The organism is Tessaracoccus luoxuelianae, from assembly GCF_054483915.1.
This window is the reverse complement of the sequence record NZ_CM137013.1, coordinates 929,650-947,498: the sequence shown is the minus strand read 5'-3', so window position 1 is coordinate 947,498 and position 17,849 is coordinate 929,650. Positions and strand designations below refer to the sequence as shown.

Below are 17,849 nucleotides of genomic sequence, written 5' to 3'. Positions count from 1 at the left end.
GACGGTGGCGCCGGGGCGCGATGACGCGGATGGGGGGCTCGGGGCACGAGCCGGCGGGTCGCTGTTCGCCGACGCCGGCCTGACGGGCGTCACGGTCGGCGTGCTCGCCCTGCTGTCGGCCATCAACGCCTTGTCAACCAGCGCCTACCTGCCTGCGCTGCCGACGGTGGCTGCGGATCTGGGTGCGTCGACCTCCTCCACGCAACTCACCCTGACCGCCTACCTGCTGGGCATCGCGGTGGGCCAGCTGACCTGGGGGCCGCTGTCGGATGCGGTGGGACGCCGTCGGCCGCTCCTGGTGGGGCTGGTGTGCTACATCGCGGCCAGCCTGCTCTGCGCGGCCGCCCCGTCGATCGGGCTGCTCCTCGTGTTCCGGGCCGTGCAGGGCTGGGCCGCGTGCTCCGGCCAGGTGCTGTCGCGGGCGGTCGTCGCCGACCACGCCAGCGGGACCCGCCTGGCTCAGCTGATCACTGTGTTGATGCTGATGGGGGTGATCGCGCCCGTGGCGGCCCCGCTGATCGGGTCCGGGCTGCTTCTGGTGGGCTCGTGGCGGACGGTCTTCATCTTCCTGGCCCTCATGGGCGTGCCGATGGTGGTGGGCGTCATGCTGACCGTGGACGAGTCGCTGCCCGAAGCGGAGCGCCGCCGCGGGGGGCTCGTCGAGCTCGGGCGCACGGTGGGCGGGCTGATCACGAACCGACGGTTCGTCGGCTACGCGGTGGCGTTGTCGTCGGGGTTCTCGACGATGTTCGTGTTCATGGCCGCCGCCCCGTTCCTGTTCCAGAACCGGCTCGGCCTGTCCGCGCAGCAGTACGCGTGGGTCAACGCCGGGATCGCCACCGGACTGGGCATGTCGATGGCGCTGGTCCACCGGCACCTGGGGCGTCAGGCGCGAGAGGGCGTGTCGAACCCCGCCGGGACGGCCCGCTTCGGGATCGTGGCGTTGCTGGTCGGGACCTGCTGCACCCTGGCGGCATCCCTCCTGGACGCACCGCTGGCGGTGTGGATCTTCGTGCTGCTGCTGACCGTTGGCAGCCTGGCTCCCATCATGGGGAGCACCATGTCGCTCGCCTTGGGCGAGTCGTCCCACGCGATCGGGACCGGGACGGCGGTCGTCGGCGTGCTGCAGGCGCTCCTCGGGGCCCTTGCCGCACCGTTGGTGGGGTTGGGTGGCCCGGAGGCCACGCTCCCGATGGCGCTGACCATGGTGGGGGCGGCGTGCGTCTCCGGCGCGGCGTTCCTCACGGCACGCCGCGCCCCGCTGACGGGACACGCGATGCAAGGTCAGGACAGGGAGGAGTGACGGACCTCGAGGATCCGGGTGACCGGAGCACCGGCCAGCGCGGGGCTGTTGGCCGGCACACCCCACACCCGCGTGCGGAGGAACTCCTCGAACGCCTGGGCCTGGCCCGCGGTGTCGAACTCCAGGTCGACGAGGACGTAGGCGGGATCGTCGACAGGCTGCCGGACGGTGTGGCTGCGGACGCCTGCCCGGGACCGGGCGTCCTCGAACCCGGCGAAGGCCGCACGCCAGGTGTCGAAATCGGAGATGGGGTGCTCGATGTGGAGTGTGATCATGCAACCACCATGCCTCTGGCCCTGCTCTGATCCCATCCCAGAAGCCTGGGTCCTTGATGGCGGGGTTGGTACCGTGGGACGGTGACGAGGCAAGCGCCAGCGGACCAGGTGCGCAGCTCGATCCTCCGCCTCTGCTCGAAGGGGCTCGATGGGCGCGCGCTGCGGATCGCGGTGATCGGCGAGTTGCGGCGGGTGTTCAGCTTCGACTGCTACGTGTGGGTGTTGACGGACCCGGAGTCGTGCGTCGGCTCTGATCCGCTCGCGGAGGTCCCCGGGGTCCAGGACCTGGCATCGGCGATCCGCCTCAAGTACGCCACCTCCACGAACAGGTGGACCACCCTCACCGACGTCGCCGGTCTGGGTGACCGGGCCTCGGCCAGTCGCCTGTGGCGGGAGGTGCAGCAGCCGATCGGTGTCGTCGACGTGGCCTCGGCCGTGTTCCGGGACGGGCATGGATGCTGGGGATTCCTCGACCTGTGGCTCACGGCACCGCTCAAGCCCGGCGATCTCCGCCTGCTCGCGTCGGTTCTGCCAGACCTCACAGCGGCGCTCCGCGGGGCCCAGGCGGAGACCCTGCGGAGGCTACCCTCGGACGAGCCGGCTCATCCCGGGCCGGCCAGCCTGCTCATGGATGACGGCCTGAGGATCCAGGGAATCACCCCGGAAATGGACGACAGGCTGCAGCGGCTGCTCCCCCACCCGGACGGACAGGCGCCCGTGCCCGCGGCTGCGATGAACGCCGCCGCGCAACTCCTCGCCTCTGAGGAGGGCATCGATGCGCACGAGCCGGTCGCACGGACCCACCTCGGCGACGGGCGTTGGGTGGCGGTGCGCGCCGCTCGGCTGCGTCCTTCTGGCTTGATCAGCGTGACGGTTGAACCCACCACTGCCGCCGAGCGGCTCGACCTGTGCGTCCGCGCGTTCGGACTCACCGCCCGGGAGGCAGAGATCGTGCGGAAGGTGGCGCGCGGCCTCGACACCACCTCGATTGCCAGCGCCCTCCACCTTGCCCCGTACACCGTCCAGGACCACCTCAAGTCGATCTTCGTCAAGACAGGCGTGGCCAGCCGTCGCGACCTCGTGCCGTTACTGTCGGCGTGAGCGCCGTCGCCACAGATCAGGAGCCCAACTCATGACCGATCCCGCCGAGCACCCCCTCGTCCACACGGCAGAGGGGACCGTCAGCGGGGTGTGGCGCGGCACCAGCGCCGCCTTCCTCGGGATCCCCTTCGCGGAGGCCCCCATCGGGGACCTGCGGTTCCTGGCCCCGGTGCCACGCGCGCGGTGGACCGGGATCCGCGACGCTGTGGACTACGGCGCCACCGCTCAACGGCGACCGTTCGGCGAGGTCACCGCGATCCCCGAGCCGAGCATCCCGGGCGACGACATCCTGACCGTCAACGTCTTCACGCCCGCCCCGGGCGACACCAACGCCTCCCTGCCCGTGCTGTTCTGGATCCACGGGGGCGGGTACAAGGCCGGCTCGCCGGCCAGCCCCTGGTACGACGGCTTCGCCTTCAACCGCGACGGAGTGGTGACCGTGAGCGTGGGCTACCGGCTGGGCTTCGACGGGTTCGGCGCCATCGACGGCGCACCCGCCAACCGGGGCCTGCTGGACCAGATTGAGGGCCTGCGCTGGGTGAAGCGGAATATCGCGGCGTTCGGCGGCGACCCTGCTCGGGTGACCATCGCGGGACAGTCCGCGGGCGGCGGCTCCGTGCTGGCGCTGCTGGCATCCCCGCTTGCCACCGGCCTGTTCCATGCCGCCATCAGCCAATCCGGCTCGTTGTCGCCCGTCTCCCTGGAGCTCGCGGAGCGCCGCTCCGCACGGCTGGCCGAGCTGGCTGGAGTCCCCGCCACGCTGGACGGGTTCCGCGGCCTCACCGAGGACCAGGTGCTGGACGCCGCCGCCCAGCTGGAGGCCCCGCCCGCAGGTCCGCCCGGCTCACCGCAGGACCTGGTCGACGGGCTGGCCGCCGGACCCGGGATCCTGGGACTGCAGTTCCTCCCGCAAGCCGACCCCGCCTCCCTCCCTGCCGACTGGGTGGCCGCCGTCGCCGCGGACCCGCGCCCGCTCCTCCTCGGCGCGGTGGCGCACGAGTTCACGCTGATCGGCACGGAGCTCGCCCCCGCGCTCGGTGACGCCGACCCTGTGGAGCTGATCCGCGCCAGCCCGCTTGGGGAGCTGACCGACGAGCTCGTCGCGGCCCATCCGGAGCTGAGCGGGCCGCTGCTGGTCGGTCAGCTCCTGACGGTCTCAACCTTCCGTCGTTGGGTGCCGGAGGTGGCCACGGCCCGCAGCCGGGCAGGCCAGGGACCCACCTGGGCGTACGACTTCCGATGGCCCAACCCGACCCACGGCCTTGCCACCCACTGTTGCGACCTACCGTTCGCCTGGGACAACCTGGCGGATCCGTCTGTGGTGTCGTCGTGCGGCCCCGGCGCCCCGCAGGACCTGGCCGATGCCATGCACGGCGCCTGGGTGCGGTTCGCCACCACGCACGAGGCACCGTGGTCGCCGTGGCGTCCCGGGAGTCCCCGCACGATGGTCTTCGACGCCGCCCCATCCGAGCGGGACGGGTACGGCTTCGAGACGCGCGCGGCTGGGTCCCCGTCTGCAGGGGTACCGGCAGTACGCGGCTAACGACGGCTCAACGCGCCGCGACGGCCCCCGCGTGAGCGAGGGCCGCCACCGGTGTTGAGGTCCGCTGTCACCGGACGGGCTTGCCACCTCCACCGGCGATCACGTCGATGTCGATGTAGGTGAGGTTGTTGAGCGGGTCGACGACGGCGTCGCCGCCGGCCTCACCTTCCTCCGCGACCTCGATCGCGGTGCGGATGATGGTGCTTCCGTCGAACCACGTCTCCTGACCGAGATCAGTGGGCAGGTAGAACGTCACCCGATAGGTGCCAACCGCAGTCGGCTTCCAGCCACCCTGCGACAGACCGTAGATCACCTTGCCGCCCACGTTGAGCTCGCCGGCGAAGGACAACGACACCGGGGTGTCGGCACCCTCCCACGACGTTCCGGCCCAGGAGTAGGTGCCGGTTGGGTCGATCTTCTGGATCACGAGCCTGGCGGTCGGTGAGTAAACAGTCGCCTCGGTGCTGGCGTAGGAGCTGATGGTGATCTCGTCGCCGGTGATCACACCATCGTCAGGGACGAGATCGCTCGCGCACACGCCCTGCACCTCGTCGGGGCTGCTCGGGTTGGCGAGCATCACCATGGAGTAGCCCGTGAGCGGCGAGTCCAGGAGCTTGTAGAGCGAGAGCTCGACCCGGATCGGGCGACCCACCTTCATGTCCACGGACTCGAGGCTGTCGCCCCAGTCGATCTCGTCGACGTACAGCGCCCCTTCAGCGAGTTCGCTCTCGGCCTGCCAGACGTTGCCCAGCGTCTTCTGCGCGAACGGGAACATGCCCTCAGGGCAGGATTCGATGGCGGCCGCCGTCCATGGAACAGTGAGATCGGCCTGCAGTTCCGTGCCCGTAAGGGTCAGCCCGGGGGCGTCGAGATCGCCCCAGATCACGGGAAATGACAGATTGTTGCCGATCACTTCGGTGTGTCCGCGGCCCCCCTTGGCGGCAAGTGCGGGAACCTGTGGCGTGAGGGCCAGGATGATTGCGGCTAGGGCTGTGACGCCGATCCGCTTCCAATTCGCGCTCATTTTGAGGACCTCCATCCAACAAACCCCGGCACAGTCTGTCTCGGGGGGAGCGCGGGGCGATAAGGCCTCGTGTTCACGAGCGTAGTCCCACTGGCCTGCTCAAGGTGGATAAAAGCCCAAGGATTCTATGCCAGTTTTCGAAGCACCAGGGGTCGACGGCGTTGACTCGCCGCGGCTGGCGAGGTGCGCCTCGTCGTCGCGTCGGTCTGCTCTGAGAGCGATTCAGACCAATCACTGGTCCCCGTCGCGTGTCGAGCCCGGTCTCTGAGCATCCCCGCCGACACTCGTGAACACATCGAGGGCCAGGAGGCGGGATGACCATCACGGTGGTACGGGCAGGACACATCTTCGACGGGGACCGCTTCCACACCGGAGGCGACGTCGTCATCAACGGGGAGCGCATCGTCGCCGTCTCTGACGGGACCGCCTACGGGCAGGAGGTCGAGCTGGTCGACCACGGCCCGAACTCCACACTGCTTCCCGGCCTCATCGACGCCCACCAGCACGTGACCTGGGACTGCAGCGCTGATCCGGTCGCGTGGTTGACGACGGCCACCGACGACGAGCTGCTGGTGCGGGCCCGTGCGAACGCGCGCCAGGCACTGGCCACCGGAACCACGACGGTGCGCGACCTCGGCGACCGCGGCTACGTGTCGCTGCGCCTGAGGGCCGAAACCGCAGCCGACCCGACCGCCGGCCCGAGGCTGCTCGCCTCCGGGCCGCCGCTGACCAGCACGGGAGGCCACTGCTGGTTCCTCGGGGGTGCCGTCCGCGGCGTGGACGCGATCCGGGCGGAGGTTGCAGAGCGGGCGGAACGCGGATGTGACGTCATCAAGGTGATGGCCACCGGCGGCAACGTGACGCCGGGCTCGCTGCCTCACGAGGCGCAGTTCACTCGTGCGGAGCTGCGGGCCCTGGTGGAGACGGCCCACGCCTTCGGGCTCCCCGTCGCCGCACACGGGCACGGGGTGGAGGGGATCGAGTCGGCGCTCATCGCCGGGGTGGACACCGTCGAGCACGCCTCGTTCATGACGGCGGACTCCGTCGCCGACCGTCCGGACCTTGTCCGCCGGATGGTCGAGGCGGGGGTGTTCGCCGTCGGCACAGCGGGTTCGCTCCCAGGGGGGCAGCTGCCGCCCCGATTGGCGGCGGTGCTGCCGTTGGTCCTGGCTCATGCGCGCCGCATGCACGAGGCTGGGGTGCGGATCGCCGTGGCCACAGACGCGGGCATCGCGCCCTCCAAGCCGTTCAACGTCCAGCCGTACGCGGTGACGGAGGTGGCCCAACTCCTGGGTCTCACCCCGGCGCTCCGCGGGGCCACCTCCATCGCGGCCGACGCGATCGGCCTCGGGGATTCGATCGGCCGGCTCCGCCCCGGTCACACGGCCGACCTCCTCGTCGTCGACGGGAACCTCGAGGCCGGCGCGGAGGCACTGCACCACGTGAAGGCGGTCTACCGCTCGGGCGAGCTTGTCGGCCCCTGAGAAGTCCGAGGCGAGTCCTCCGCGAGGCTCCGGCGACGGCGCAGCAGGGTGATCACCGCCGCCCCGGCCAGCAGTGCGGCCGCCACGACGACGAGGCCGGGACCCGCACCCGCGATCCACGCCCCCACGCGGGACGACGCCGCGCCGACCCAAGCGACCGGACCGCCCGTGATCAGGTCGCCCTGGAAGGCGCGGTACTCAACCCAGCCGTACCAGGTCACGTAGGCGCCCGCCAGAACCAGGAATGCCCCCGACAGCCTCTTGACGTGGGGCGCCAACGCGTGGAACCTCCCAGACGCCCCAGCGCCCAGGAGTGCGGTGACCAGAGCCAGCACCGACAGGACCGCACCCATGCCGAACGCGTACCCCAGCAGGGCGACCACACCCACCAGCGGCGAACTCCCCGAGAGGGAGAAGGCGGAGACGACGGCGGCGAGAAACACCGGCAGGGTGCACGAGAGGGACACCGTCGCATAGATGACGCCGTAAGCGATCATCCCCCGAGGACTTCCGTCCACCGCGAGCCGGGCTCGGGGAAGATTCAGGGCAAGCTCCTTCCCTGCAAGCATGAACGCCCCTGCGACCATGAGGAGGAGCCCGGAGGCGGCGGTCACCACACTCAGCCAGTCCCCCAGCCCCACCGACAGGATCGTGATCAGGAGCCCGGCCACACCGAAGACGAGGACGAAGCCGACCGTGACCGCGACCCCGACCCCCAGCGCGCGGGCGACGGCGGCCCGGCGGCCGGGCTGCTCACCGAGGAAGAGCGCGAGGTAGGCGGGCAGCATCGCGAACCCGCACGGGTTGAACGCCGCGATGGCCCCTGCGGAGACGGCAAGCGCCAGCGCGGGGAGCAGGTCGGCGGTCATGACGCGGCTTCGACGCACACCGGGTGGACATGCATGGAGCACCTGCTCTCTCAGTGGACGACCGACACAACGAGCAACCCTCGCCCGGCGCGGAAAATTCCGGCGATGCTGCGGAATCAGAACGGGGGATGGTTCGTTGATGTGACTAGACAACATTGGAGGTCTCCGTCGTGAACCGCTTCGCCCTCGTAGCCGCGCTCGTCCTCACGCTGTTCGCCGGCGCCTGCGCCGCTCAGACCACCGACGCAGGCACATCGTCGGCGGAGACCAGTCCGGCCTCGCCTGCTGTGAGCGCCGAATCCTCTCCAGCCGGGAGCACCGAGGAATCAGCGGGGACCGACAGCGAGGAGGCCCCGATGGCCACCTCGAGCGCGCCGTCGGCCCCGGCGGCCTCGCTGGCGCACCTCGCCGTGACCACCATCGACGGCGGCACCTTCGACCCCGCGACAATCGAGGGCCAGCCAGTCATCCTCTGGTTCTGGGCCCCGTGGTGCACCATCTGCCGCGCTGAGGCACCGCACATCAACGAGGTGGTCGCCGAGCTTGAGGCGGCGGGCTCCCCCGTGACCCTGATCGGGGTCCCCGGACGCGGCGAGGTGCCGGAGATGGAGGACTTCCTCGATGACACCGCGACCGGCGCACTGACACATCTCGTCGACTCCGACGGCGCACTCTGGCGCGAGTACGGCGTGGTCTACCAGCCGGCCTTCGCGCTGCTGAGCCCCGACGGCGAGGTCGAGGTCATCAACGGCGCGCTGGGCGCCGACGGATTGCGCGAGGCTGCCGAAAAGGTGGCCCAGGGTTAGGTTTGCGACCCGGCCCGGTCAGCGAAGCCAAGCCCACCGCGCCAGACCCTCGCCGGGTTGGGGTATTGACCCCGGGCTCACGGGTGGCAACGCTGGAGGTATGAAGGGAGTGCTCCCCGTCGACGACGACGCGGGCCCCGCGGACGGACTCAAGCCGCCGTCGCCCACTACGACCGGGCGCAGGCCGGGCCTGCTGGGTGGTGCGCTGATCGTCTGGCTGGGCATCGCCGCACTGGTCCTGGGCATGGTGCGGGTGGCCGTGGCGCAGGAGCCGTTGACGCCCGCCCCCGCGTCGGCGGCCCGATGGGCGAGCCCTGACGAGATCGAAGACTTCGTCGAGCGCAGGGCTGACGAGTTGCGGCTGGCCGGGCTGGCCGTCGTCGTCGTCCGCGATGGGGACGTGTACCAGGAGAGCTACCTCGGCACCGCCGGGGACGGCCGCCCGGTGACCGGCGAAACCCCCTTCGTGCTGGGCTCCACCAGCAAGCAGTTCACGGCGCTCGCCATCCAGCGGCTGATCGCCGACGGGCACCTCAGCCTCGACACCCCCGTCTGCGACGTATTCCCCGACTGGCCCGACGCGGAGGGAACGCTCGGCGCCGTGACCATCGCTGACCTGCTCGGGCACACCTCCGGCCTCTCCACCACCGCAGGGCTGGGCCAGTGGGGGTGGTGGCCGGGGAGGCCGACATCGATCGGGGCGAACGCGGAGGCCCTCGCCGAAACCCGCCTTGATCCGCCCGGCACCTACGCGTACTCCAACAGCAACTACGACCTGCTCGGCGCCGTCGTCGAGAAGGTGACCGGGGAGCCGTTCGAGCGCGCCATGGCGAGGCTCGTCTACGCACCGTTGGGCCTGGACCACACGAGCGCCACCGCGACACCGGGCGCCGTCGACGGGGTGGCCGCCGGATACCATCCGTGGTTTGAGCTGCTCACCGCGCCGACGCCGTGCCCCTGCACGCCCGGGGCGGTGCCGTCGGCATTCCAGGTGTCCACGGCCGGCGATCTGGCCCTGCTGGTTGGGGCCCACCTCGGCACGGCGACCTCCGCCCTTCCAGACGGCGTGCTGGCCGCGGCCCGTGAGCCGCTCGCCACCGTCAGCGCCTACTCGCAGTACGGGTCGGGGTGGGTGGTGCGCCCGCTGTGGGAGCTGAGGGGCAACGTCGGGGATCCGGTCGACGCAACCCTCGACGGCGAGTCGCTCCCCATCTGCGTCGACCATCTGGGCAGCACCTACCGGTCCCAGTCCTACCTGCTCGCGTGCCCGACGCTCGGGTTCGGGATTGTCGCGGTGACCAACACGGGGGCGGGCCTGGACACCACGCGCTGGGCGCGGTTCCAGTCCGAGTTCCTGCACCTCACGCTGGGGACGCCGGCTCCCCCGCCGTCGTTCAACCCCGTCGAGGCCAACGCGGCCCTGCTGGTCCTGGGCGCACTGCTGGCGCAGAGCCTGTCGGTGGTTCCACTGCTTGGGCGACGGCGCAGTGTGGCGCGCTCGCTGGTCGCCGTCGTGGGGGCAGCGGCGGCAATGGCGCTGTGGTGGGGGTACGCGCCGGCGCGGCTGGGATGCCGGGTGCCGATCGCCTCGCTGTGGGCCGGTGCGCCGGAGCTTGGACTGGCAACGCTGGTAAGCACCGCCCTGGCCGCGGGCGTGGTCGCGGTGGTCATCGCCCGCCGCCGCGAGAGGCGGTCCTAGAACCTCAGCGCACGCTCGCGACACAGCCCACACCTTGCACCTCTAGGCATTGCTGCGATACCTTGCAGCTCTAGGCTTCAAAGGAGCGCATTGTGAGGGTAGGCAAAGACCTGGTGGCGGCGGCGGCGACGCCGCTCGTGCTGGGGATCCTCGCCGAGGGCGAGTCGTACGGGTACGCGATCCTGAAACGTGTGGGCGAGTTGTCCGGCGGCGAACTCGCCTGGACCGAGGGCATGCTCTACCCACTCCTCCACCGCCTCGAGCGCCTCGGCTACGTCGAGGCTGGCTGGCACACCTCCACCGAGGGGCGCCGGCGCAAGCACTACCGGATCACGGCCGACGGCAGGGCCGCGTTGGCCGAGCACGGCGAACAGTGGCGCGTGGTGAGCGAGGCGCTGCGCCAGGTGTGGACCGCCGCGGCCGCCCACCCCGGCACCCTCGTCGCGGGGGGTGCCCCCGCATGAGCGCCGAACACATCCCCGCCGACGTCGAGGCCCGCATCGAGTCCTGGCGCGGCTTCGTCGGACGCCGGGCGGCGATCAGCACGGCCGACGTCGACGAGCTTGAATCGCATCTGCGCGACGAGATGGCGGACCTGCGTCGCGTCGGGCTGTCCGACGACGAGGCGTTCCTCATCGCCGTTGGGCGCCTGGGCGAGGTGGACGCATTGTCGCGCGAGTACGCCCAGGAGCACTCGGACAGGCTGTGGAAGCAACTGGTGGTGGGTTCGGCGGACTCCGCAACCGCCGGCCGACGGGGGCTCGGGGTGGCGCTGGGCCTGGGTGTCGCGGCGGCGGTCGCGGTCAAGGTCCCCGCGCTGTTCGGGATCGGGCTGGAGGAGAATCCGGAGCACTACGTCAAGAACCTCCCTCTCCTGGTGCTGCCCTTCCTGGCCGGCTTCTTCGTGTGGCGCGCCGCCGTCGAGCCGCGGATGCGCGCCCGCCTCCTGGCGCTCGTGGGCGTGGCGGTGGTGGCATCGGCGCTGGTCCTGAACCTCTACCCGTTCGCGGCCGAGTCCGCGACCGAGATCCTGGCCGCGCTCCACCTCCCCGTCGCCCTGTGGTTGCTGCTCGGGGTGGCCCATGCCGGCGGCGACTGGCGCTCGGACCGGGCCAGGATGGACTACGTCCGGTTCACGGGCGAATGGTTCATCTACTACGTGCTGATCGGGCTCGGCGGCGGCGTCCTGCTCGGGCTCACCGCGGGCGTATTCAGCACCATCGGGGTGGACACCGAGACCGCCATCTTCTCGTGGGTCCTCCCGTGCGGCGCGGCCGGGGCCGTGCTGGTGGCGGCCTGGCTGGTGGGCGCCAAGCAGGGCGTCATCGAGAACATGGCACCAGTCCTGACAAGGGTGTTCACGCCCCTGTTCGCCGTGATGCTGCTGGCGTTCGGGGCGGCCGCGATCTGGCAGGGCGACCTGCGGACCGTGGACCGCGAGCTGCTCATCGTCTTCGATCTGGTGCTCATCGTGGTGCTGGCGCTGCTGCTCTACTCGGTGTCGGCCCGCGACCCGCTGGCCCCGCCGGGCGCCTTCGAGTGGCTTCAGGTGGTGCTGCTCGGCAGCGCGATCGTCGTCGACGCCTACGTGCTGGTGGCGATGCTGGGCCGCATCGGCGCCTTCGGGTTCAGCCCCAACAAGGTGGCCTCGCTGGGCTTGAACGCACTGCTGCTGGTCAACCTCGTCGGGTCCGTGGTCCTGCTGGTCGGCTTCCTGCGGGGTCGTCGCCCCTACGCCCACCTCGAGCGTTGGCAGACGGGCTACCTGCCGGTGTATCTGGTCTGGGCGGTCGTGGTGGGCGTGGGGTTCGGGCCGGTGTTCGCCTGGGCGTGATCCAGGATGTATCAATGGTTGTCGCGAGCCGCTACCACCAGGTCGCGCACCACTTCGACGAGCGTCCTGATGGGTTCGGGCTCGGTTCCCGAGCCTCAAGCCAGCGCCGCGAAGGCGCTGCAGCGGTATTTCACCTACTACTGGGGGCGTCACCGACGGCGCCACCCTCATGACGATGATGGGCGACCATGTCGAGCTCTGGGAACGCGCCGCAGTGGACGGCACGCCGGTGCGCGCGATCGTCGGCGAGGACCCCGTCGAGTTCGCCGAGACATTCGTTCAGGCCTACAGCGGCCGGCAGTGGATCGACAGGGAACGCGCCCGCCTGATCGAGGCGATCGACGGCGCGGAGCGTGGAGGATCGAAATGAACCTCCTGGGAGGTGCCCGTTCGATGGAATAATGGAGCCAGGCGTGCCCGTGTCGCCTCTTCCTCGCGGCCAGGCCGCGGGTCGAAGTGCCGCCGGGCCCCAGGACAGCGTCCGCCGTCCGCACTCGGTGGGGAGCGAGATGCCTTCTCAAGACCGGATCCAGCAGCGGCGCCGGTACCTGATGTGCCGGCCGGACTACTTCACAGTCAACTACGAGATCAATCCCTGGATGAACCGCACGCGCGCGACCGACACGGCCAAGGCGGTGCGGCAGTGGCAGGCGCTCCACGACACGTACCTGGGCCTCGGTCACGAGGTCGACCTCATCGACCCGATCCCCGGCCTGGATGACATGGTCTACACGGCCAACGGGGGACTCGTCATCGACGGCGTGGCCCTGGGCGCCCGGTTCGCCGTCGGTGAGCGGCGGGGTGAGGAGCGCCCGTTCCGGGAGTGGTTCGCGGCCCACGGGTTCGACGTCGTCGAGCCGTTCGCCATCCAGGAGGGCGAGGGCGACCTCCTGCTGGTGGGCGAGACGATCCTCGCCGGCTACGGCTTCCGGTCCCAGCTGGACAGCCACGCCGAGGTCGCCGACGTGTTCGGACGCGAGGTGGTCTCGCTGCGGCTGGTCGACCCCACGTATTACCACCTCGACACCGCTGTCTGCGTCCTCGACCCGGTTCAGGGCCCGGGTGGTGTCGAGCGGGCCAACATCGCCTACCTGCCGTCGGCCTTCGACGAGCGCGGCCAAGGCGAGCTCCTCGAGCGGTTCCCCGACGCGATCCGCGTCCCCGCCGCCGATCCCGCGAGCCTCGAGCTGAACGCGGTCAGCGACGGCCGCAACGTCGTCCTGTCGCCGCCCGTCACCCGCCTCGACGCCCAGCTGCGCGAACGCGGCTACCACCCGATCCACGTCGACGTGTCCGAGCTGCACCTCGGCGGCGGCGGGATCAAATGCTGCACCCTGACCCTCCGAGGAGGCAGACCATGAGCACCAAGACGAACCCCGACACCGCGACGACGCACTTGATCCACGAGGAAAGCGAGCATCTGGCACACAACTACGACCCGCTGCCGGTGGTCGTGTCGACCGCGGAGGACATCTGGGTGACCGACGTCGAGGGCAGGCGTTACCTCGACCTGCTGTCGGCCTACTCGGCCCTGAACTTCGGACACCGCCACCCCGAGCTGGTCAAGGCGGCCGTCGACCAGATCGGCCGGCTCACCCTGACCAGCCGGGCGTTCCACAACGACCGGCTCGGCGCCTTCGCCGCCGCCCTCGCCGAGCTGTGCGGGAAGGACCTCGTCCTGCCGATGAACACCGGCGCGGAAGCCGTCGAGACCGGCATCAAAGCCGCCCGTGCCTGGGCCTACCGGGCCAAGGGGGTGCCCGCCGACGCCGCGCGGATCATCGTGGCGGCCGGCAACTTCCACGGCCGCACCACCACCATCGTCGGGTTCAGCGACGACCCCCTCGCCAGGGACGGGTTCGGGCCACCCACCCCCGGTTTCGACATCGTGCCCTACGGCGACGCCGCCGCGATCGAAGCGGCCATCAACGACAACACCGCAGCCGTGCTCATCGAGCCCATCCAGGGCGAGGCCGGCGTCATCATCCCGCCGGATGGATACCTGCGGGCCGTCCGCGAGCTGTGCACGCAGCACAACGTGCTGTTCATCGCCGACGAGATCCAGTCCGGCCTGGGCCGGGTGGGGACGACGTTCGCGTGCGACCGCGAAGGCGTCGTCCCCGACCTCTACCTGCTGGGCAAGGCACTCGGCGGGGGCATCCTGCCCGTCTCCGCCGTCGTCGGCGACCGCGACATCCTCGGCGTCTTCCGCCCCGGCGAGCACGGGTCGACCTTCGGTGGGAACCCGCTCGCAGCGGCGGTCGGGCTGCGCGTGGTCGAGCTGCTGCGGACCGGCGAGTTCCAGGAACGCGCCACGGCCCTCGGGCATCACCTCAAGGGCCTCCTCGACGAGCTGCTGGGCCACGGCCTGACCGAGGTCCGGGTTGCCGGCCTCTGGGCGGGCGTCGACGTGGAGGCGTCGCGCGGCACGGGCCGCGACGTGGCGCTGAGGCTGCTGGAGCGCGGCGTGCTGGTCAAGGACACCCACGGCCAGACCGTGCGCATCGCACCGCCCTTGACGATCGAGGCGGCCGACCTGGACTGGGCGGTCGATCAGCTCAAGCTCGCCCTGGGGTCGAGCCGACCGCCCCGAACGTGAGGCCGGAGAGCTAGCTGGCAGGTCTGATACCGACTACGGGACCAGACCTGCCAATGAGCCGCCGGGTTGTGGTCAGAGGCCCACACTCGTGCGGTACTGCCAGACGGTCAGCACCGCGGATGCGCCCTCGCCGACGGCCGTCGCAACCCTCTTTGCGGACCCGTGACGGACGTCGCCGACCGCGAAGACGCCTGGGACGCTCGTCTCGAGCAGGAACGGGTCCCGTTCGAGGGGCCAGGCGCAATCGTCCTGACCTGCCACATCCGGGCCGGTCAGGACGAACCCGCGGTCATCACTGGCGATCACACCCGTGAGCCACTGGGTGCGTGGCCGTGCGCCGATGAAGACGAAGAGCGCGGAGGCGGGCACGCTCCCGGTCTCGCCGGTGGCGCCGTCGCGGATGAGGAGCTGCTCGAGGTGATCCTCGCCGCTGGCCCCCACCACGCTGGCGCCCAGCCGGACGGTGATGTTGGGGGTGTGCGCGATCTGTTCGACAAGGTAATGCGACATCCCGGCCGCGAGGCTCTGCCCGCGGACGAGCATCGTGACGCTGCGCGCCACGGTCGACAGGTGCATCGCGGCTTGTCCGGCAGAGTTCGCCCCACCGGCGACGAAGACGTCCTCCCCGGCGGTCGCGGACACCTCGGACAGTCCGGCACCGTAGTAGACGCCCCTGCCCACGAGCTCGTCCAGGCCGGGCGCGTCGAGCCTCACGTAGGACACGCCGGTGGCGAGGACGATCGAATGGGCGCCGAGCTCGGTCCCGTCCGAAAGGCTCACTCCCAAGGACCCGGGGGTGGTCCGCAGCGCTGAGACCTCCCGCGTCAGCAACAGCTCGACGCCGAAACGCTTGGCCTGTGTCGTCGCCCTGCGGGCCAGGTCGCCGCCGGACAGCCCTGACGGGAAGCCGAGATAGTTCTCGATGCGTGAGCTCATCCCCGCCTGTCCACCGGTGGCCTCCCGTTCGACGAGGACCGTGCGCAATCCCTCGGACGCGCCGTAGACCGCCGCCGCCAGGCCGGCGGGGCCACCGCCGACGATGAGCAGATCGTAGACCGGCACCTCGGCGTGGCCGCGCAGCCCCAAGGTCTCGGCGATCTGCTCTGGTGACGGCTGCTGCAGCACGACTCCGTCGGGGAAGATGACGAGCGGGGACTGCGCACCCTCACCGACGAGGGCGAGCAGCTCCGCGGCGTGGGGGTCGGTGGCAAGGTCGAACCATTGATACGGCACCTGATTCCGGGCCAGGAAGTCACGCACCGCGTGAGACTCCGCCGACCACCGCTGTCCGATCACCCGAACGCCCTCGAACGGCGGGCGGTGAGCCGCCAGCCAGTCGTCGAGCAGGTCGTCGAGGACCGGATACAACCGCTGCTCGGGCGGATCCCAGGGCTTGATGAGGTAGTAGTCCAGCTGGACTTCGTTGATCGCCGTGATCGCAGACTCGGTGTCGGCGTAGGCCGTCAGCAGCACCCGCTTCGCGTCGGGATAGAGCTCCTTGGCCCGTGAGAGGAGTTCCACGCCTGACATTTCGGGCATGCGCTGGTCCACCAGCAGAAGGGCGACGGATTCGCTGGCCAGCTTGAGCTGCCGCAGCACCTCGAGTGCCCGGCCGCCCGAATCCGCCCGAATGACACGGAAGCGCTCCCCGAAGCCCTGCCGAACGTCATGAGCCACTGCCTGCAGGACCTCCGCGTCGTCATCGACCGCGAGGATGATCGGTTTCGCCATTGCCACCTCCCCCGACGGCGGTCCGGTCGTCCCGGGCCACTGGTGCCGTCGCCGTTGCGTTCCTATCCTTGGACGGACTGGGCAGCGTGTCCAGTGACAATCCGGAGAACCGGGAAGGCGTGGGGCCACATGTCCGAGCCGAACCACAACGAGGCCCACCTCCAGCTGGCCGAGAGCGAAGAGCGCTACCGGGCCGCCATCGACAACGCGCACGACATGATTCAGAGCGTCCGCCCGGATGGCACGTTCGAGTTCGTCAACAAAGCCTGGCTCGACACCCTCGGCTACACCCCCGACGAGGTGAGCGCCCTGGACATGTGGGACACGATCCACGACAGCTCGCTCGAGCACTGCCAGCTCTACTTCGGCAAGGCGCTGGGGGGAGAGTCCATCCCCTACATGGAGGCGGTCTTCAGGACGAAGTCCGGAGATCCCGTGCCTGTCGAGGGAAGCGTCACGAACCGCTACATGAGCGGCACGATCATCGCCACCCATGGCTTCTTCCGCAACATCAGCGAGCGCCTTCACGCCGAGGAACTGGAGCGCCGCAACGCCGCGCTGATCCTCGACGAAAAGGCCCGCTATCTGGAGAAAATGGCCGCTCTCGGCAAGCTCTCCGCCGGGCTCACCCACGAACTGAACAATCCCGCCGCCGCGGTGAGCCGCGCCAGCGCCCGGCTCACCGCCGCCCTGGCCCAACGGGACGAAGCGCTGAACACCCTGGTGTCCCAGGGCATCACCAAGGACCAGTGCCGCCTGCTCACCGCACTCGCCCTCCCACCGGTGCCCGCACCCGGGGAGCAGCTCGGCCCCCTCGAGCGGGACCGCCGAGAAAGTGAGATCGAGCAGGTGCTGGATGACCTCGGAGTGCCCCAGGGCTGGTCGCTGGGCCCCGGGCTGGCCGAAGCCGGGCAGACAGTTGCCTCGATCCGGGATCTCGCGGGCCAGGTGGCCGGCGCCGACCTCGTGCACATGCTGACCTGGATCAGCGCGACGAACGCGACGCGCGAGTCGGTCGAGGTTCTGGTGCGCAGCAGCCACAGAATCACCGAGATCGTCCAGGCCGTCAAGGGCTACACCCACATGGACCGCGCCGCCGAGCAGCGCGTCGACCTCCACGACGGCATTGAGAGCACGCTGACGATCCTCAACCATGCCCTGCGGGACGTCACCGTGAAGCGCGAGTTCGACCGCTCGCTTCCGCAGCTTCGGGTTCACGGCAACACGCTCAACCAGGTGTGGACGAACATCCTCGATAACGCCGCAGGCGCTACGGCCGGCTCGGGAACAGTCACGATCCGCACCCATCGCGACGGCGACCACGCCGTCGTCGAGATCGAGGACGACGGCCCGGGCGTCCCCGAGGAGGATCTTCACCGGATCTTCGAACCCTTCTTCACGACCAAGCCGCAGGGGGTCGGCACCGGCCTCGGCCTCGACACCGCGTGGCGCATCGTGACCCAGGAACACGGCGGCACGCTCGGCGTGGAGTCGCGGCCCGGCCGCACGGTCTTCAGAGTGACCCTTCCCCTCGACACCTGACAGAACCACTCAAGGGACCTCGGGGGCATCGTCATCGTT

Annotated in this window: 16 protein-coding genes; 12 read left to right on the top strand and 4 right to left on the bottom strand. The window is 70.3% G+C overall.

Annotated elements, in window-relative coordinates; all coding sequences use genetic code 11:
- Positions 1–4: 4 nt before the first annotated feature.
- The gene (locus ACX1D1_RS03970) at positions 5–1,303 is read left to right on the top strand and encodes a multidrug effflux MFS transporter (RefSeq protein WP_459056020.1); all 1,299 of its coding nucleotides are present in this window, start codon (positions 5–7) and stop codon (positions 1,301–1,303) included.
- On the opposite strand, the gene ACX1D1_RS03965 is transcribed toward ACX1D1_RS03970, so the two are convergent.
- Positions 1,285–1,578, bottom strand: coding sequence for a hypothetical protein (locus ACX1D1_RS03965; protein WP_459056019.1), 294 nt, complete (start codon positions 1,576–1,578; stop codon positions 1,285–1,287). The genes ACX1D1_RS03970 and ACX1D1_RS03965 overlap by 19 nt on opposite strands.
- Positions 1,579–1,659: 81 nt before the next feature.
- On the opposite strand from ACX1D1_RS03965, the gene ACX1D1_RS03960 reads away from it, so the two are divergent.
- Both ACX1D1_RS03960 and ACX1D1_RS03955 read left to right on the top strand, forming a co-directional pair.
- The gene (locus ACX1D1_RS03960) at positions 1,660–2,679 is read left to right on the top strand and encodes a helix-turn-helix domain-containing protein (protein ID WP_459056018.1); all 1,020 of its coding nucleotides are present in this window, start codon (positions 1,660–1,662) and stop codon (positions 2,677–2,679) included.
- A gap of 31 nt (positions 2,680–2,710) precedes the next feature.
- A complete protein-coding gene (locus ACX1D1_RS03955) occupies positions 2,711–4,222 on the top strand; it encodes a carboxylesterase/lipase family protein (RefSeq protein WP_459056017.1) in 1,512 nt (503 codons plus the stop codon).
- A gap of 67 nt (positions 4,223–4,289) precedes the next feature.
- Here ACX1D1_RS03955 and ACX1D1_RS03950 read toward each other — a convergent pair whose 3' ends face one another.
- Positions 4,290–5,246, bottom strand: coding sequence for a hypothetical protein (locus tag ACX1D1_RS03950; protein ID WP_459056016.1), 957 nt, complete (start codon positions 5,244–5,246; stop codon positions 4,290–4,292).
- Between the two features lie 314 nt (positions 5,247–5,560).
- On the opposite strand from ACX1D1_RS03950, the gene ACX1D1_RS03945 reads away from it, so the two are divergent.
- Positions 5,561–6,730 (top strand): amidohydrolase family protein, encoded by a 1,170-nt coding sequence (locus ACX1D1_RS03945; RefSeq protein ID WP_459056015.1) that lies wholly within the window; start codon positions 5,561–5,563, stop codon positions 6,728–6,730.
- Here the strand turns inward: ACX1D1_RS03945 and ACX1D1_RS03940 are convergent.
- Positions 6,700–7,599, bottom strand: coding sequence for a cytochrome c biogenesis CcdA family protein (locus tag ACX1D1_RS03940; RefSeq protein ID WP_459056014.1), 900 nt, complete (start codon positions 7,597–7,599; stop codon positions 6,700–6,702). The genes ACX1D1_RS03945 and ACX1D1_RS03940 overlap by 31 nt on opposite strands.
- A 170-nt stretch (positions 7,600–7,769) precedes the next feature.
- On the opposite strand from ACX1D1_RS03940, the gene ACX1D1_RS03935 reads away from it, so the two are divergent.
- From ACX1D1_RS03935 to rocD, 7 genes are all read left to right on the top strand, one after another.
- On the top strand, positions 7,770–8,405 hold the full coding sequence (locus tag ACX1D1_RS03935) for a redoxin domain-containing protein (RefSeq protein ID WP_459056013.1): 636 nt from the start codon (positions 7,770–7,772) through the stop codon (positions 8,403–8,405).
- Positions 8,406–8,505: 100 nt separating this feature from the next.
- Complete coding sequence (locus tag ACX1D1_RS03930; protein WP_459056012.1) at positions 8,506–10,104, top strand: serine hydrolase domain-containing protein; 1,599 nt, start codon at positions 8,506–8,508, stop codon at positions 10,102–10,104.
- Positions 10,105–10,196: 92 nt separating this feature from the next.
- Positions 10,197–10,568 (top strand): PadR family transcriptional regulator, encoded by a 372-nt coding sequence (locus ACX1D1_RS03925; protein WP_459056011.1) that lies wholly within the window; start codon positions 10,197–10,199, stop codon positions 10,566–10,568.
- Positions 10,565–11,938, top strand: coding sequence for a permease prefix domain 1-containing protein (locus ACX1D1_RS03920; protein WP_459056010.1), 1,374 nt, complete (start codon positions 10,565–10,567; stop codon positions 11,936–11,938). Before ACX1D1_RS03925 ends, ACX1D1_RS03920 begins: the two co-directional genes overlap by 4 nt.
- A gap of 169 nt (positions 11,939–12,107) precedes the next feature.
- On the top strand, positions 12,108–12,308 hold the full coding sequence (locus ACX1D1_RS03915; RefSeq protein ID WP_459056009.1) for a hypothetical protein: 201 nt from the start codon (positions 12,108–12,110) through the stop codon (positions 12,306–12,308).
- Positions 12,309–12,447: 139 nt separating this feature from the next.
- Complete coding sequence (gene ddaH / locus ACX1D1_RS03910; RefSeq protein WP_459056008.1) at positions 12,448–13,299, top strand: dimethylargininase; 852 nt, start codon at positions 12,448–12,450, stop codon at positions 13,297–13,299.
- A complete protein-coding gene (gene rocD / locus ACX1D1_RS03905) occupies positions 13,296–14,537 on the top strand; it encodes an ornithine--oxo-acid transaminase (RefSeq protein ID WP_459056007.1) in 1,242 nt (413 codons plus the stop codon). The genes ddaH and rocD overlap by 4 nt, the downstream gene beginning before the upstream one ends.
- Before the next feature lie 72 nt (positions 14,538–14,609).
- On the opposite strand, the gene ACX1D1_RS03900 is transcribed toward rocD, so the two are convergent.
- On the bottom strand, positions 14,610–16,268 hold the full coding sequence (locus ACX1D1_RS03900; RefSeq protein WP_459056006.1) for an FAD-dependent oxidoreductase: 1,659 nt from the start codon (positions 16,266–16,268) through the stop codon (positions 14,610–14,612).
- 129 nt (positions 16,269–16,397) lie between these two features.
- Between ACX1D1_RS03900 and ACX1D1_RS03895 the strand changes: the two genes are divergently transcribed.
- Entirely contained in the window at positions 16,398–17,810 is a 1,413-nt protein-coding gene (locus ACX1D1_RS03895) for a two-component system sensor histidine kinase NtrB (RefSeq protein ID WP_459056005.1), read from the top strand.
- Positions 17,811–17,849 lie beyond the last annotated feature (39 nt).

What these genes read in the sequence shown, in the direction of transcription:
- ACX1D1_RS03965 (WP_459056019.1), bottom strand. Translation starts at nt 1,578, where the DNA reads ATGATCACACTCCACATCGAGCACCCCATCTCCGATTTCGACACCTGG.
- ACX1D1_RS03955 (WP_459056017.1), top strand. Translation starts at nt 2,711, where the DNA reads ATGACCGATCCCGCCGAGCACCCCCTCGTCCACACGGCAGAGGGGACC.
- ACX1D1_RS03950 (WP_459056016.1), bottom strand. Translation starts at nt 5,246, where the DNA reads ATGAGCGCGAATTGGAAGCGGATCGGCGTCACAGCCCTAGCCGCAATC.
- ACX1D1_RS03945 (WP_459056015.1), top strand. Translation starts at nt 5,561, where the DNA reads ATGACCATCACGGTGGTACGGGCAGGACACATCTTCGACGGGGACCGC.
- ACX1D1_RS03940 (WP_459056014.1), bottom strand. Translation starts at nt 7,599, where the DNA reads ATGACCGCCGACCTGCTCCCCGCGCTGGCGCTTGCCGTCTCCGCAGGG.
- ACX1D1_RS03930 (WP_459056012.1), top strand. Translation starts at nt 8,506, where the DNA reads ATGAAGGGAGTGCTCCCCGTCGACGACGACGCGGGCCCCGCGGACGGA.
- ACX1D1_RS03920 (WP_459056010.1), top strand. Translation starts at nt 10,565, where the DNA reads ATGAGCGCCGAACACATCCCCGCCGACGTCGAGGCCCGCATCGAGTCC.
- ACX1D1_RS03915 (WP_459056009.1), top strand. Translation starts at nt 12,108, where the DNA reads ATGACGATGATGGGCGACCATGTCGAGCTCTGGGAACGCGCCGCAGTG.
- ddaH (WP_459056008.1), top strand. Translation starts at nt 12,448, where the DNA reads ATGCCTTCTCAAGACCGGATCCAGCAGCGGCGCCGGTACCTGATGTGC.
- rocD (WP_459056007.1), top strand. Translation starts at nt 13,296, where the DNA reads ATGAGCACCAAGACGAACCCCGACACCGCGACGACGCACTTGATCCAC.
- ACX1D1_RS03900 (WP_459056006.1), bottom strand. Translation starts at nt 16,268, where the DNA reads ATGGCGAAACCGATCATCCTCGCGGTCGATGACGACGCGGAGGTCCTG.
- ACX1D1_RS03895 (WP_459056005.1), top strand. Translation starts at nt 16,398, where the DNA reads ATGTCCGAGCCGAACCACAACGAGGCCCACCTCCAGCTGGCCGAGAGC.